The sequence below is a fragment of the Paracoccus sp. R12_2 genome (genome assembly GCF_017744015.1).
GTDB lineage: Bacteria > Pseudomonadota > Alphaproteobacteria > Rhodobacterales > Rhodobacteraceae > Paracoccus.
Genome location: NZ_JAGHRA010000004.1, coordinates 55,060 through 67,507, shown reverse-complemented (window position 1 = coordinate 67,507; position 12,448 = coordinate 55,060). Strand labels below are relative to the sequence as shown.

Sequence of the window (12,448 nt, the reverse complement as noted above, 5' to 3'; positions counted from 1 at the left end):
AATGCCGCGACGCCCGGTTCATCGAACCACGCCACTGGCGGCCGGATGTGCGAGACGCGAGGAAACAAGGGGACTGTCACGATGTTCACGGGGTACATGTTCGAGTTGATGTCTTGGTGGTTGCTGTTCGGCGGCGTCATGGCAACAGCCTTCATCCTGCACAACGATGATGACGACGACAGAATCGATGTGGACGATTCTCCGTTCGGCGGACTGGACGATTTCGACGTGGACAGATTCCGCGCCTCCGCCATCGGCACCGAGGACGCCGACATGCTGACAGCGGGCGACGAAACCCCGACAGCCATGGCCGGGCTTGACGGCGACGACACCATCACCGGGTCCCGCGACAGCGACTATATCCTTGGCGGCGCAGGCGATGACCAGATCGACGCACGGGTCGGCATCGACACCATCCGTGCCGGCGACGGAGACGACGCGGTGTCAGCCGGCCTGGGCACGGATTCCGTGTTCGGCGACGCGGGTGACGATACGTTGGACGGCAGCGGCCAGAACGATTTTCTGGACGGCGGCGCCGGAAACGACGTGCTGATCGGGGGTATCGGACCTGATTCGCTGGCAGGCGGGGACGGTGACGACACTCTGTCCGGCCTCGCCGAAGATCGCGCGGCGGCGCGCAATGCGACCGAGGCAGATGAGGACGGTCCCGATATCCTGGACGGTGGCGAGGGCGATGACGTGCTGTGGCTGGGCATGGACGACATCGGCTCCGGTGGCGAAGGCGCGGACGAATTTGCGGTCGATCACCGCGGCGATCACGATGACGGTGTTCGCACCATCACCGACTACAATCCGGAAGAAGACGTGATCACGCTGCATCTTGACCCGACCGGGGCCGGCGAGACACCACCCGAGATTAGCCAGAATATCAGCGAAGATGGCGCCGACAGGCTGATCTCGGTCGATGGGGTCGAGGTGCTGCGCGTTGTTGGTGCCGGGTCAGGTGATCCGATTGAAATAGAAACCCCATCGCCCGAAAGCGAGGATGAGGACGAGAGTGAGGAGGCCTAGTCTTCGGGTCGCTCTTCCAGAACCGTCCGGTCTCAATTGAAAAGCCTGCCGCGACAGCGGCAGGCTTTTCCTTTTCGGTGACGGGCTTGTGGTTCCGTCAGCTATCGCAGCTTACATGCGCGACGCGACGTTTTCCCAGTTCACCAGATTGTCGAGGAAGTTCGACAGGTATTTCGGGCGCGCGTTGCGGAAATCGATGTAGTAGCTGTGCTCCCACACATCGCAACCCAGCAGGGCGGTCTGCCCAAAGCAAAGCGGATTGACGCCGTTCTCGGTCGAGGTGATTTCCAGGGAACCGTCGGCGTTCTTGACCAGCCACGCCCAGCCCGAACCGAACTGTCCGCCACCCTTGGCCGCGAACTGTTTCTTGAACTCATCCACCGAGCCGAAATTCTCGCTCAGTGCCTCGACCAGCGTGGAGGGAATTTCACCGCCATTCGGGCTCATCATTTCCCAGAACTGGCTGTGGTTCCAGTGCTGGCTGGCATTGTTGAAAATTCCGTTCTGCGCCACGGCACCCTTTTGGTAGGTGCCCTTGATGATATCTTCCAGCGACTTGCCTTCCCACTCGGTGCCCGAGATCAGCTCGTTCAGCTTCTCGACATAGGCATTGTGGTGCTTGTCGTGGTGATATTCCAGCGTCTCCTTGGACATGCCTGCGTCTGCCAGAGCGTCATGTGCATAGGGAAGATCGGGAAGGGTAAAAGCCATTTTCCTCTCCTTTCTGAAAGGGTTGAGCTTGCGGGTCGGGCGCACAGTCCCGCATTCGCGGGGTCAACGCAAGGGGGCGGGGCGGGTTCCTGAACCGTGACAGAAAAAGGGGCTATCCTGCCCCTTTTGACCTGCGGGCGAATTTCCCCAAAGGATCTGTTCCCAATGCGAGGGCTTATCGCGGGGCGAGACCGGAACCCGGACAGGCGGCCGATTGCAGCACCAGATCCAGATAATCTGCGGTCGAGCGAAAACCGATCAGGCGAAAGCCGCCATCGACCCGCCAGAACGCCGCCGCCGTCTGCGCAGCGCGGGATCTGCGCAGCCCATCTTTTGGCAATGCATCAAGATCGGCAGGGCTCAGCTTGGCGATCACGTCGCTGGCATGATCCCCGATCACTTCGAAGACCGCCCGTGCGTCCGAGACATCGGCGATCAGCGCGTGTTCCCCGGTCAGCGCCTGTTCCAGCGCCACGATGGCCTCAGGCGTTTCCTGCGCGGGCAGGATCAATAGCAATTCGTCCGGCGACATCCAGCCAAGACTGCGGCTGCCATCGGTGGTGATCCGGGTCGCGTCCGGGATCGCAAGACCGGCCGCCTCTGCGATGGCATCGCCCGCACGCGACAGGTCGGCGCGGATCGTGATCATGCCCAGCCCGTCCAGCCGGGCGACGGTTGCAAGTGCCTCAGCCATTCAGACGTGCCCCTTCCTTGTCGTAGAACACCGGATCGCAGATCCGTCCCTTCAGCACCTCGCCCGAGGGCAGCGGAAATTCCAGCACCTGCCCCATCCGGCCGGTGCCGTGGCGCACCAGCGCCATCGCGATGGGTCGGCCAAGCGTCGGAGAATGATAGCTGGAGGTCACGCGCCCCTGGGTCTTGCGCTGCCCGTTGGGATTGGTGCCCTCATCCACCGCCAATGCGCCATCCGGGATCACCCGGTCATCCAGGCTTTCCAGCCCGACAAGCTGCCAGCGCGCCCCGTCCTTCATGTGGCTGCGCGACTGCGCGCGCTTGCCGATATAGTCGGACTTCTTCTTGCTGATCGCCCAGTCCAGGCCCAGATCCTGGGGGATGATGGTGCCATCGGTTTCATCCCCGATCATGATGAAGCCCTTTTCCGCACGCATCACATGCATCGCCTCGGTGCCATAGGGCGTGATGCCCAGATCGCGCCCCGCCTCTTGCAGGCGTTCCCACAATTCAAGGCCGCGCCCGGCCGGCACCGCGATCTCGTAGCTGAGTTCGCCCGAAAAGCTGATACGGTAAATGCGTGCCGGCATCCCCGCAATGTCGCCTTCGACCCATTGCATGAACGGCAATGCCTGCTGCGACAGATCGATGCTGCCGGGCAGACGTTCCAGCAGATCGCGCGCCTTCGGGCCGGCCACGGCGATCTGCGCGTATTGTTCGGTCACATTGGCGGTATAGACCTGCCAGTCCCACCATTCACATTGCAGCCAGTCTTCCATATGGCCATGTATCCGGTCCGCACCGCCGGTGGTCGTGTGGCATAGCCAGGTATCCTCTGACAGCCGGGCCACCACGCCATCATCCATCAGGAAGCCGTTTTCGCTGCACATCAGGCCATAGCGGCATCTCCCGACCGGCAGGCTGGACATCATGTTGGTGTACATCATGTCCAGGAACTTGCCCGCATCCGGGCCCTTGACCAGGATCTTGCCAAGGGTCGACGCATCCAGCGTCCCGACCGAATTACGCACCGCCAGGATTTCGCGATTGACCGCAGCATGACGATCCTCGTCCCCGCGGGGGTAACAATAGGGACGGCGCCATTGGCCGACCGGCTCCCACGACACGCCGTGGCGTTCATGCCATGCGTGCAGGGGCGTCTTGCGCAGCGGCTGGAACGCCTCGCCCCGGGCGTCGGCGGCGATCGTCGCCAGTGTCAGCGGCGTATAAGGTGGCCTGAACGTCGTCGTGCCCGTCTGCGGGATCGGCTGGTTCAAGGCATCCGACAGGATCGCAAGCCCGTTGATATTGCTGACCTTGCCCTGATCGGTGGCCATCCCCAGCGTGGTGTAGCGCTTGGTGTGTTCGACACTGGCATAGCCCTCGCGCGCGGCCAGTTGCACGTCGGTCACCTTCACGTCGTTCTGATAATCCAGCCACATCTTCGCCCGCAGCTTGTAGGGGGCATTCTTGGGCATGCACCAGACCGGCATGGTCGCGCCCTCGGCGCGTTCAATATCGCCCGCACAGCGCAAATCGCCGCTGGCTGCACCCGTCGAGGTGACGTTCCCCCGCCCATCCGCGCCCAGAGGCGGGCGATCCGGGTCGGGGCGGAACATCGCCTGTTCCTCGTCCCACAGCAGCTTGCCACCACAATGGCTGTAAAGATGCACGACCGGCGACCAGCCGCCCGACATCGCCACCACGTCACAGTCGATCGTGCCGGTATGCTTGCCTTCGCCGTTCTGGTCGCAGACCGCGACGCTTTCGACATGGCGACCGCCCGTGACCTTGGCAATCGCGCTGCCGGTCAGCACGGTGATGTTCTGCGCGCGTGCCGCCTGCGGCAGATCGCCATCGGCGCTGTCGCGGGCGTCCAGCACCGTGACATCCAGCCCGGCATCCTGCGCGATCAGCGCGGTGCGATAGGCATCGTCGTTGTTCGTCACGACCACGATCCGCTGACCCGGCGCAACGCCATAGTCCACGATGAAATCGCGCACAGCCGAGGCCAGCATGACCCCCGGCACGTCGTTGCAGGCGAATGCCAGCGGACGTTCCAGCGCCCCGGTCGCGGTGACGATATGGCCCGCGCGGATCCGCCACAAGCGCTGTCGCGGGATGCCCTGGTTCGGATCATGGTCGGCCAGCGCCTCTCGCGCCAGAAGATAACCGTGATCGTAAAGCCCGGTTGCCATCGTATTGCGGCGCAGCGTGACATTTGCCCGCCCGCGCAGATCGTCCAGCAACGCCTGGATCGTCGCCTCGCCCGCCTTGTGATCGACCGGCGTGCGGCCGCCCCAGACCGGGTTCTGTTCAAGAACCAGAACCTTGCCGCCCTTCTCCGCAGCCTCGCGTGCGGCGGTCAGTCCGGCAATGCCGCCGCCAACGACGACCGTATCGTAATGCGCATAGGCCTGTTCATAGCGATCGGGATCGGGATCGGTCGGGGCACGTCCCAGACCGGCGCTGCGGCGGATGATCGGCTCGAACAGATGTTTCCAGAACGGGCGCGGATGGATGAAGGTCTTGTAGTAAAACCCCGCCGGAAGCATCGGCGACAGCCAGTTGTTGACCGCGCCGATATCGGCATCCAGCGAGGGCCAGCAGTTCTGGCTGCGCAGCATCATGCCGGGAACCAACGCAGTGGTGGTGGCACGCTGGTTCGGTTCGAACCTGCCGCCCTGCCCCAGACCGAACAAGGCGTTCGGTTCCTCGGCCCCCGAGGCGACGGGACCGCGCGGGCGGTGATACTTGAACGACCGACCCATCAGCATCTGGCCGCTGGCCAGCATCGCCGAGGCCAGCGTGTCGCCGCGCAGCCCGCGCAGGTGCCGCCCGTCAAAGCGGAACGGAATCTGGAAGGCGCGGTCGATCAGGCGGCCGCCACGGGCCAGACGAAAAGGAGGCGTGTGGGTCATTCGGCATGGCTCCAGTCTGGCTGCCAGTCGGGGCGGACCTTGCGGATCGCATCGACGATATCCTGAGGCGGGGTATGGGTCTGCGCGCGATAGGTGCCATAGACCTGCAAGTTCGCCGTGTCGCGCGCGGCCAGAAACCACTTGCCGCAGCCATAGGCATGCCGCCAGCGTTCGAAATGCACGCCCTTGGCGTTCTTGCGCGCGAACATGTAATCCTCGAATTCCTCATCCGACCCCTCGGGGCCGACGCGTTTCAGATGCGCCTCGCCACCGGGATGAAGTTCGGTTTCCTCGGCGTCTAGCCCGCAATAGGGACAGGTCAGGATCAGCATTCAGGCATCCTTGGGCGGAAGGGTGGAAAGATATTCGCAGGCCATCCCGGCAAGTTTCCCGCGGATGGCGTCATCAGACAGGGCGGGGCCGGACAACCAGACGAAGCCCGGCTTGGCGCGACCACCCTGCGACATGGGTTCGGTGCCCGGCAAGGCCAGCGCGGCGGCCTCGGCGGACTTGCCGACGCGAAACATCGCACGACCCTCGCGCGCGGCGGCCAGCATGTTGCCGTTCATCAGAAAGCACCAGCCCCCGAACATGGGCTTGCCCGACAGGTTGTCGGGATGTCCGAAATCTTCGCTCAGCTGCGCCTCGAGACCGGTGTCGCGGGTCATGATCCGACCCGCCGACATGCGGAAGCCGGGGGCATGGCCCCCGGCAAGAAGCTGCGAAACCGCGACGCACCCAGGGCGCGGCGCAATGTCGTCACGCTTGCCTCAGTTCGAGGTCGGCTCGGTGCCGCCATCGGCCGGCGCAGGTTCTGCCGGGGCAGGATCTGCCGGTGCGGCATCAGCCGGCTCGGCTGCATCGGGCGCCGAATCGACATTGACGGTCGTATCCGCGCCCGCCGGGGCGGTGGTGTCTGTCGCGGTATCCATGTCGCCGCCCGACATGAAGAAGAACAGCAATGCGACGACCACCACGACGGCGCCGACGATGAAATACAGAGCGTTGTTGTTATTGCCTTCGGCCATGAGTGTTCCTTTCTCTCAACAGCGTGTCGAGGGAACAATGACGCGTGACCGGTATCCGTTCCGAGGCGATGAGGCATTGGCGAAAGCTTGCCTAATGCGCCACGCCGGCGGCAACCGATTCGTCGATGAACCGGCCCTCGCGGAAGCGATTCAGCCCGAAATCGGCCGCCAACGGACCGGGTCGGCCATTGGCCACCAGTTCCGCCATCGCCCAGCCCGATCCGGGAATCGCCTTGAAGCCACCGGTACCCCAACCGCAATTGACGAAAACCCCGCCCACCGGCGTCGTGGACAGGATCGGCGAACGATCGCCCGTCATGTCGACGATGCCGCCCCATTGACGCAGCATTTTCAGGCGCGAGATCATCGGAAAGGTTTCCACCAGCGCCCGGACGGTTTCCTCGACATGGTGCCAGGAACCCCGCTGGGTGAAGTTGTTGTAACCGTCGGTGCCGCCGCCGATCACCATTTCGCCCTTGTCGGATTGCGACAGGTAACCGTGGACGGTGTTGGCCATCACCACCACATCCATGCAGGGCTTGATCGGCTCGCTGACCAGCGCCTGCAATGCGACGCTTTCGATGGGCAGGCGGAAACCGGCCATCTCGGCCAACTGCGAGGAATGACCCGCGACGATAAGCGCCAGCTTGTCACAGCCGATCCGGCCCTTCGAGGTGTTGACGGCGCGGACTTGCCCGGCCTCGGTTTCCACGCCCTGCACCTCGCAGTTCTGGATGATGTGCATGCCCATGTCGGAACAGGCGCGCGCATAACCCCAGGCCACCGCATCATGGCGTGCCGTGCCGCCGCGCGCCTGATAAAGCCCGCCAAGCACCGGATAGCGCGGGCCGTCCAGGTTGATGATCGGCACCAGTTCCTTGACGCGGGCGGGTTCGATCCATTCGGTCGACACACCTTGCAGGTTGTTGGCGTAGACGGTGCGCTTGTAGCCGCGCACCTCGTGTTCGGTCTGGGCCAGCATGATCAGGCCGCGTGGGCTGAACATGATGTTGTAGTTCAGGTCCTGTGACAGCGTCTCGTAAAGGCTTAGCGACTTGTTATACAGCGCCGCCGATGGATCCTGCAGATAGTTGGACCTGATGATCGTGGTATTCCGGCCGGTATTGCCGCCGCCAAGCCAGCCTTTCTCGATGACCGCGATATCGGTGATGCCGAAATTCTTGCCCAGGTAATACGCGGTCGCCAGCCCGTGCCCGCCCGCGCCGACGATGACGATCTTGTATCTGTCGCGCGGCTGGGGGCTGGCCCAGGCCCTGCCCCATTGCTGGTGCTGTCGAAACGCCTCGCGCGCAATGGCGAACACGGAATAGCGGCCGGAGCGTGAAGCAGCTGGCATCTGGATCCCCTTCCTCGGTCGCGGACAGAATGGCCGCGCGGCGGCGCGCGAACAAGACGTGATGCGGCAGCTTCAGTTCAAATTCCGACATCGCCTACGGCGATCGTCGCGCACGATTTTGTCAGCACGATGCCTTTTGGCGCCAAATTCCGTGCAAATCCGCCTGCATTCGGCGATCTCAGCCGGGGATGCGGCACCACGCCACTTTCGGATCTTCCGTGACACGACTACAGATGTGGCAAGCGGAGGAATGCGATGTTCTGGATTTTCTGCACGGTTCTGGTGCTGTGCGTTGCAGCGGCGATCTTTGCCCCGATCTGGCGGACACGGCAAAGCGGCACGGCGGCTGCCATGCCTGCAGCGGCCTATGACCTGCAGGTCTATCGCGACCAGCTGCGTGAGGTTGAACGCGACCTGGAGCGCGGCGTGATCGCCCCCGAGGATGCCGACCGGCTGCGCACCGAAATCGGCCGCAAGGTCCTGGACGCTGACCGCCGGCAGGGCGATGCGGCCCCGCCATCGCGCGGCGGCGCCGGTGCCGGGGCGGCGCTGGTCCTGCTGGCGCTGCTGGCCGGGGCGGTGGCGCTGTATCTGCGCGAAGGGGCGCCGGGCGCGCCCGACCTGCCCATCGCAAGCCGCATCGCGATGGCGGAACGCGCCTACGACACCCGCCCCAGTCAGGACCAGGCCGAGGCGCAGGCAACCGCACCCGCCGATCTGCCCGACCCTGATCCCGAATACATGGCGCTGGTCGAACAGCTGCGCGCGGCGGTCGCGCGCAATCCCGACGACCCTCAGGGGCTGACCCTTCTTGCCACCAGCGAAATGCGGCTGGGAAACATCACGGCGGCGCGCGAGGCGCAGCAGCGACTTGTCGCGGCGCGCGGCGACGCGGCCAGCGCCGAAGAGGTGATGCGGCTGGCCGCCCTGATGATCGAGGCAGCCGGTGGAATCATAACCCCCGAGGCCGAGCAGGTTCTGGCCCGTTCGCTTGGCAAGGATCCCAACCAGCCGCAGGCGCGATACCTGCTGGGATTGCTGCAACTGCAGAATGGCCGGCCCGACCGTGCCTTCCCGATCTGGCGCCGGCTGATCGAGGAAGGACCGGCCGACGCACCGTGGATCACCCCGATCCGCAACGGCATTCAGGATCTGGCGTGGCTTGCCGGTCAGCCCGACTATGTTCCGCCCGAACCGTCAACGCCCGGAATGCCGTCACTTCCCGGACCGGATGCCGGCATGCTGGATGCGGCCGAAGACATGTCGCCCGAACAGCGCCAAGAGATGATCGGCGGCATGGTCGCACGGCTGGAAGCCAGACTTGCCGATCAGGGCGGCACCCCCGAGGAATGGGCCCGGCTGATCTCGTCGCTTGGCGTGCTGGGGCAGACGGACCACGCACGCGACATCTGGACCGAGGCGCAAACCCGCTTTGCCGCCTCGCCCGAGGCGCTGCAGACGGTTCGCGCGGCGGCGCAGGCGGCGGGACTGGTCGAATGATCTTCGCCGACATCGCCGAATTCGCCGGCGCCCTGCCCCGGATCGGCGGGCTGGCGGGGCTGGATCTGGGCACCAAGACGATCGGCGTTGCGGTCAGCGACGGGCTGCGGCAGGTCGCCTCGCCGCTGTCGGTGATCCGGCGGCGAAAATTCACGCTGGATGCCGAAGACCTGCTGAAGATCACCGAGAATCGTGGCCTGGTGGGCTTGATCCTTGGGCTGCCGCGCAACATGGACGGCAGCGAAGGCCCGCGCGCGCAATCAACGCGAGCCTTCGCACGCAATCTTTCGCGGCTGACCGACCTGCCGATCGGCTTCTGGGATGAGAGGCTGTCGACCGTCGCGGCCGAGCGTGCCCTGCTCGAGGCGGACACGTCGCGCCGACGCCGCGCGGAAGTCATCGATCAGGTCGCCGCCGGGTATATTCTTCAGGGCGCGCTGGACCGTCTGCGATATCTGGGCTGAGGTTTCGTGTATGCACGGGCGGCGCGCGCAGCGCGCGCCCGTCCAAGCGGCAGCGACCGGGCCGGGCCCTGCCCGGCCCGTGCCCTTCACGCCCTTCGGACCACACCGTCAGACAGGGCAGAAAGCCACCGGGCGCGCTTGCGGCGATGGAATGCCGCCTCTAGTCTCGTCGAATGAACGACGATCCTCCCCAAAGCCCCTGCAACAACATCTGCGTCATGCACCCGCGGCATGGTATCTGCGCAGGCTGCTATCGCACGCTGGACGAAATTGCCTGCTGGGGCGGGATGTCGCCGCAGGAACGTCGCGATGTGATCGACATGCTGCCCTCCCGCAGGCCACTGCTGAAGAAACAACGCGGCGAGTCCGCGCAGAAAGCGCTTCGGGGCTGATCGGACGGGGGACGAGGATGATAAGAAAATCTTATCCGAACCCGAAGAAAAAGCAATTTTTCCTTTGCGAATAATTGCCGTTAGACTTCTCGCGACGGATGGTTGCCGATATCGGCCATCATGCCATCTTCACGAACGCGCGCTACGCAACGAACGCAGCCACTCGGAGGAACTATCATGGACGGAAGCGATATCCCTGCCGGCAAATGCCCGGTGATGCATGGGGGCAATACCGCCACCGGAAGCTCGGTGATGAGCTGGTGGCCCAACGCGCTGAACCTGGACATCCTGCACCAGCACGACAGCAAGACGAACCCTCTGAAGGGGTTCGACTATCGCGAGGAACTGAAGAAGCTGGACGTCAAGGCGCTGAAGCAGGATCTGCACGCGCTGATGACCGATAGTCAGGATTGGTGGCCTGCCGATTATGGCCATTACGGCGGGTTGTTCATCCGGATGGCGTGGCACGCGGCAGGATCCTATCGCCTGGCCGATGGCCGCGGCGGCGGCGGCACCGGCAACCAGCGCTTTGCCCCGCTGAACAGCTGGCCGGACAATGTCAGCCTGGACAAGGCAAGGCGGCTGCTGTGGCCGATCAAGCGGAAATACGGCAACAAGGTGTCCTGGGCGGACCTCATCATCCTTGCCGGCACCATCGCCTATGAATCGATGGGTCTGAAGACCTTCGGCTTTGCCTTCGGCCGCGAGGATATCTGGCATCCGGAAATCGACACCTACTGGGGTGCGGAAAAGGAATGGCTGGCGCCGTCCGACGAACGCTATGGCGATGTCGAGACCCCCTCGACGATGGAAAACCCGCTGGCCGCCGTGCAGATGGGCCTGATCTACGTCAACCCCGAGGGCGTGAACGGCAAGCCCGATCCGCTGAAGACCGCCGAACAGGTGCGCGAGACGTTCAAGCGCATGGCGATGAATGACGAGGAAACCGCCGCGCTGACCGCCGGAGGCCACACCGTCGGCAAGACCCACGGCAATGGCGACGCCACCGCGCTGGGTGCAGATCCCGAATCTGCCGGTCCTGAAATGCAGGGCCTGGGCTGGGACAATCCCGACATGCAGGGACAGGCTGCCCGTGCCGTGACATCCGGTCTGGAAGGCGCATGGACGACACATCCGACCAAGTTCGACATGGGCTTCTTCGAGATGCTGTTCGGCCATGAATGGGAACTGCGCAAATCGCCCGCCGGGGCCAATCAGTGGGAACCCGTCGACATCCGCGAAGAGGACAAGCCGGTCGATGCGACCGACCCGACCAAGCGGCGCAACCCGATGATGACCGACGCCGACATGGCGATGAAGATGGACCCGACCTATAACGCGATCTGCCAGAAATTCATGGCAGACCCCGCCTATTTCCAGGACATCTTCGCCCGTGCATGGTTCAAGCTGACCCACCGCGACATGGGTCCGAAGGTCCGTTATCTGGGCCCGGATGTCCCGGCAGAAGACCTGATCTGGCAGGATCCGATTCCGGCCGGACCGACGGGCTATGACATCGCTGCCGTGAAAGGAAAGATCGCGGAAAGCGGCCTTTCGCTGGCTGATATGGTGTCCACCGCATGGGACAGCGCCCGCACCTATCGCGGCTCGGACATGCGCGGCGGCGCCAACGGCGCCCGCATCCGCCTGGCCCCGCAAAAGGACTGGGAAGGAAACGAGCCGCAGCGCCTGGCCCATGTGCTGTCGGTGCTGGAACCGATCGCCGCAGAGAGCGGCGCTTCGGTCGCCGACGTCATCGTTCTTGCCGGCAATCTGGGGGTCGAACAGGCCGCCAAGGCCGCGGGCTTTGAACTGGAGCTGCCATTCTCGCCCGGTCGCGGCGACGCCACCGACGAGATGACGGACGCCGAATCCTTCGATGCGCTGGAGCCTCTGGCCGACGGCTATCGCAACTGGCAGAAGCAGGATTATGCCGTCAGCCCCGAGGAATTGATGCTGGACCGCACCCAGCTGATGGGTCTGACCGCGCCCGAGATGGTCGTCCTGATCGGCGGCATGCGCGCGATGGGCACCAATCACGGCGGCACCCGGCATGGCGTCCTGACCGAACGCGAAGGCGCGCTGACGACGGACTTCTTCGTCAACCTGACCGACATGGCCTATAAATGGGCGCCTGTCGACGGCGGGATCTATGAAATCCGCGACCGCAAGACCGGCGCTGTCAAATGGACCGCAACGCGCATGGACCTTGTGATCGGATCGAATTCTATCCTGCGCGCCTATGCCGAGCTGTATGCCCAGGACGACAGTGCCGAGAAGTTCGTTCAGGACTTTGCGTCGGCCTGGACCAAGGTGATGAACGCAGATCGGTTCGACCTGCGCTGAGCAC

12 protein-coding genes are annotated in these 12,448 nt (G+C 64.2%); 5 read left to right on the top strand and 7 right to left on the bottom strand.

The genetic code is table 11. The annotated features are described in order from the left end of the window. Nucleotides 1–81: 81 nt before the first annotated feature. Entirely contained in the window at nt 82–1,032 is a 951-nt protein-coding gene (locus J7359_RS06390; RefSeq protein WP_209055761.1) for a calcium-binding protein, read from the top strand. A 111-nt stretch (nt 1,033–1,143) separates the two neighbouring features. Here J7359_RS06390 and J7359_RS06385 read toward each other — a convergent pair whose 3' ends face one another. The 7 genes from J7359_RS06385 to J7359_RS06355 all read right to left on the bottom strand — a co-directional run bounded on the left by J7359_RS06385 (nt 1,144) and on the right by J7359_RS06355 (nt 7,742). Then, a complete protein-coding gene (locus J7359_RS06385; protein ID WP_209055759.1) occupies nt 1,144–1,743 on the bottom strand; it encodes a superoxide dismutase in 600 nt (199 codons plus the stop codon). Between the two features lie 175 nt (nt 1,744–1,918). After that, on the bottom strand, nt 1,919–2,437 hold the full coding sequence (locus J7359_RS06380) for a sarcosine oxidase subunit gamma family protein (RefSeq protein ID WP_209055757.1): 519 nt from the start codon (nt 2,435–2,437) through the stop codon (nt 1,919–1,921). Then, a complete protein-coding gene (locus J7359_RS06375; protein ID WP_209055755.1) occupies nt 2,430–5,357 on the bottom strand; it encodes a sarcosine oxidase subunit alpha family protein in 2,928 nt (975 codons plus the stop codon). Before J7359_RS06375 ends, J7359_RS06380 begins: the two co-directional genes overlap by 8 nt. Beyond that, the gene (locus J7359_RS06370; RefSeq protein WP_209055753.1) at nt 5,354–5,689 is read right to left on the bottom strand and encodes a sarcosine oxidase subunit delta; all 336 of its coding nucleotides are present in this window, start codon (nt 5,687–5,689) and stop codon (nt 5,354–5,356) included. Before J7359_RS06370 ends, J7359_RS06375 begins: the two co-directional genes overlap by 4 nt. Beyond that, on the bottom strand, nt 5,690–6,025 hold the full coding sequence (locus J7359_RS06365; protein WP_209055751.1) for a TfoX/Sxy family protein: 336 nt from the start codon (nt 6,023–6,025) through the stop codon (nt 5,690–5,692). 102 nt (nt 6,026–6,127) lie between these two features. Further along, on the bottom strand, nt 6,128–6,385 hold the full coding sequence (locus J7359_RS06360; RefSeq protein ID WP_209055749.1) for a hypothetical protein: 258 nt from the start codon (nt 6,383–6,385) through the stop codon (nt 6,128–6,130). A gap of 91 nt (nt 6,386–6,476) precedes the next feature. Beyond that, the gene (locus tag J7359_RS06355; RefSeq protein WP_209055747.1) at nt 6,477–7,742 is read right to left on the bottom strand and encodes a sarcosine oxidase subunit beta family protein; all 1,266 of its coding nucleotides are present in this window, start codon (nt 7,740–7,742) and stop codon (nt 6,477–6,479) included. 255 nt (nt 7,743–7,997) lie between these two features. Here J7359_RS06355 and ccmI point away from each other — a divergent pair, with 255 nt between their 5' ends. The 4 genes from ccmI to katG all read left to right on the top strand — a co-directional run bounded on the left by ccmI (nt 7,998) and on the right by katG (nt 12,444). Beyond that, a complete protein-coding gene (ccmI, locus tag J7359_RS06350; protein ID WP_209055746.1) occupies nt 7,998–9,242 on the top strand; it encodes a c-type cytochrome biogenesis protein CcmI in 1,245 nt (414 codons plus the stop codon). After that, nucleotides 9,239–9,706, top strand: coding sequence for a Holliday junction resolvase RuvX (ruvX, locus tag J7359_RS06345; protein ID WP_209055743.1), 468 nt, complete (start codon nt 9,239–9,241; stop codon nt 9,704–9,706). The genes ccmI and ruvX overlap by 4 nt, the downstream gene beginning before the upstream one ends. Before the next feature lie 173 nt (nt 9,707–9,879). After that, on the top strand, nt 9,880–10,098 hold the full coding sequence (locus J7359_RS06340; RefSeq protein WP_209055742.1) for a DUF1289 domain-containing protein: 219 nt from the start codon (nt 9,880–9,882) through the stop codon (nt 10,096–10,098). Nucleotides 10,099–10,275: 177 nt separating this feature from the next. Beyond that, entirely contained in the window at nt 10,276–12,444 is a 2,169-nt protein-coding gene (gene katG / locus J7359_RS06335) for a catalase/peroxidase HPI (RefSeq protein ID WP_209055740.1), read from the top strand. Nucleotides 12,445–12,448 lie beyond the last annotated feature (4 nt).

Coding starts and splice junctions, on each gene's coding strand:
- J7359_RS06390 (WP_209055761.1), top strand. CDS start 82: ATGTTCACGGGGTACATGTTCGAGTTGATGTCTTGGTGGTTGCTGTTC.
- J7359_RS06385 (WP_209055759.1), bottom strand. CDS start 1,743: ATGGCTTTTACCCTTCCCGATCTTCCCTATGCACATGACGCTCTGGCA.
- J7359_RS06380 (WP_209055757.1), bottom strand. CDS start 2,437: ATGGCTGAGGCACTTGCAACCGTCGCCCGGCTGGACGGGCTGGGCATG.
- J7359_RS06375 (WP_209055755.1), bottom strand. CDS start 5,357: ATGACCCACACGCCTCCTTTTCGTCTGGCCCGTGGCGGCCGCCTGATC.
- J7359_RS06370 (WP_209055753.1), bottom strand. CDS start 5,689: ATGCTGATCCTGACCTGTCCCTATTGCGGGCTAGACGCCGAGGAAACC.
- J7359_RS06365 (WP_209055751.1), bottom strand. CDS start 6,025: ATGACCCGCGACACCGGTCTCGAGGCGCAGCTGAGCGAAGATTTCGGA.
- J7359_RS06360 (WP_209055749.1), bottom strand. CDS start 6,385: ATGGCCGAAGGCAATAACAACAACGCTCTGTATTTCATCGTCGGCGCC.
- J7359_RS06355 (WP_209055747.1), bottom strand. CDS start 7,742: ATGCCAGCTGCTTCACGCTCCGGCCGCTATTCCGTGTTCGCCATTGCG.
- ccmI (WP_209055746.1), top strand. CDS start 7,998: ATGTTCTGGATTTTCTGCACGGTTCTGGTGCTGTGCGTTGCAGCGGCG.
- ruvX (WP_209055743.1), top strand. CDS start 9,239: ATGATCTTCGCCGACATCGCCGAATTCGCCGGCGCCCTGCCCCGGATC.
- J7359_RS06340 (WP_209055742.1), top strand. CDS start 9,880: ATGAACGACGATCCTCCCCAAAGCCCCTGCAACAACATCTGCGTCATG.
- katG (WP_209055740.1), top strand. CDS start 10,276: ATGGACGGAAGCGATATCCCTGCCGGCAAATGCCCGGTGATGCATGGG.